The organism is Micromonospora sp. WMMD736 (genome assembly GCF_049179015.1).
Classification (GTDB): Bacteria; Actinomycetota; Actinomycetes; order Mycobacteriales; family Micromonosporaceae; genus Micromonospora.
The window spans coordinates 1-1,718 of sequence record NZ_JBMHMI010000057.1 but is presented as its reverse complement, the minus strand read 5'-3'; the positions used below and the strand labels follow the sequence as shown (position 1 = coordinate 1,718).

Sequence of the window (1,718 nt, the reverse complement as noted above, 5' to 3'; positions counted from 1 at the left end):
GGCGGCGTGTCGAGCAATGCGAGAGCGAGATGACCGAAGGACCTCAGATCGGACTTGTCGTGGCCAAGTCCGTGGGCAACGCGGTGCAACGGCACCGGGTCGCGCGGCGGTTGCGGCACGCCGCTGCCACCCTGGTCGGCGAACTCGATCCGGGCGACCGGGTGGTCATCCGGGCCCGCCCCGGTAGCCGGTACGCGATCTCGGCTCGGCTCGAACAGCAGTTGCGCACCGCATTGCAACGCACCGCACCCCGAACGGCGCGGCGATGAGCGCGCGGGGGGTGGGTGCCCGCTGTGCACGGGCAGTGATCACGCTCATCCAGCTGTACCGCCACACCGTGTCACCGCTGCGTCTTCCGTCCTGCCGGTTCACCCCAACCTGCAGTCAGTACGCAGTCGACGCGCTCACCGAGTACGGGTTGGTGCGGGGCGGTGTACTGGCGCTGGTGCGGCTGCTGAAGTGTGGTCCGTGGCATCGGGGAGGATGGGACCCGATTCCGGAACGTCCCGGTGATCCGGACACCCCGGAAACCGAGACCGCCGGTGTGGCCGACGACCTGACCGCCGACACCCCAACGACGCGAGTGGAGAGCAAGACGCGTGTTTAACTGGTTCAGCCTGGACATCATCTACTATCCGGTGTCGGCCATCATGTGGGTCTGGTACAAGCTGTTCGCTTTCCTACTGGGCCCGTCGAACTTCTTCGCCTGGGCGCTGTCGGTGATGTTTCTGGTTTTCACCTTGCGCGCCATCCTCTACAAGCCGTTCGTGCGCCAGATCCGTACCACCCGGCAGATGCAGGAATTGCAGCCGCAGATCAAGGCCCTGCAGAAGAAGTACGGCAAAGACCGCCAGCGGATGGCGCTGGAGATGCAGAAGCTTCAGCGCGAGCACGGCTTCAACCCGATTCTGGGCTGCCTGCCGATGCTGGCGCAGATCCCGGTGTTCCTCGGGCTGTTCCATGTGTTGCGCTCGTTCAACCGCACTGGCGGCTTCGGCATCGGGCATCTGAACCTGTCGGTCGAGGAGAACAGGTCGCTGGGCAACTACGTGTTCAGCGCGACCGACGTGGGGCACTTTCTGGACGCCAATCTGTTCGGCGCACCGCTGGGTGCATACATCCTGCAGACGGCGGGCATCGAGGCGTTCGGACCGGACTACAGCCGCACCGCGCTGATCGTCGTCAGCGTGCCGGTGATGATCGCGGCCGGCATCGCGACGTACTTCAACAGCCGTGCGTCGGTCGCTCGGCAGAGCCCGGAGGCCGCGGCCAATCCGCAGACCGCGATGATGAACAAGCTGGCGCTGTACGTGTTCCCGCTCGGCGTGGTGGTCGGCGGGCCGTTCCTGCCGCTGGCCATCATCCTGTACTGGTTTGCCAACAACATCTGGACCTTCGGTCAGCAGCACTACGTGTTCGGCAAGATCGAGAAGGAAGAAGAGGCCAAGAAGATCGAGGCCCTCGAACGACGCGCCGCCAACGCCCCGGCGCCCGGAGCCAAACCGAAGCGGGCCCGCAAGGCACCAGCCGCGACCGACGAGGCGGCGGTGACGAACGGGACGACCGACACAGGTGACGAGGACACAGTCGGGAAGCCAGCGGGCACGGAAAAGCCGGGAGGTTCGTCCACGGCAGCCAAGAAGTCGACCCCGAGCCCGAACGGTGCCGGCGCCAACCGGACACCGCGGCCCGGCGCGAAGCCCAAGAAGCGCAAACGG

3 protein-coding genes are annotated in these 1,718 nt (G+C 65.9%); all 3 read left to right on the top strand.

What is annotated here, in order from left to right:
• The coding region (gene rnpA, locus ACN269_RS33500) for a ribonuclease P protein component (protein WP_421477166.1) at positions 1–269 on the top strand (269 nt) is incomplete at its 5' end.
• Positions 270–304: 35 nt separating this feature from the next.
• Entirely contained in the window at positions 305–607 is a 303-nt protein-coding gene (gene yidD / locus ACN269_RS33495) for a membrane protein insertion efficiency factor YidD (RefSeq protein WP_421477164.1), read from the top strand.
• Positions 600–1,718, top strand: a 1,119-nt coding sequence (gene yidC / locus ACN269_RS33490; protein ID WP_421477162.1) for a membrane protein insertase YidC, incomplete at its 3' end; no start/stop codon positions are given. The genes yidD and yidC, both read left to right, overlap by 8 nt.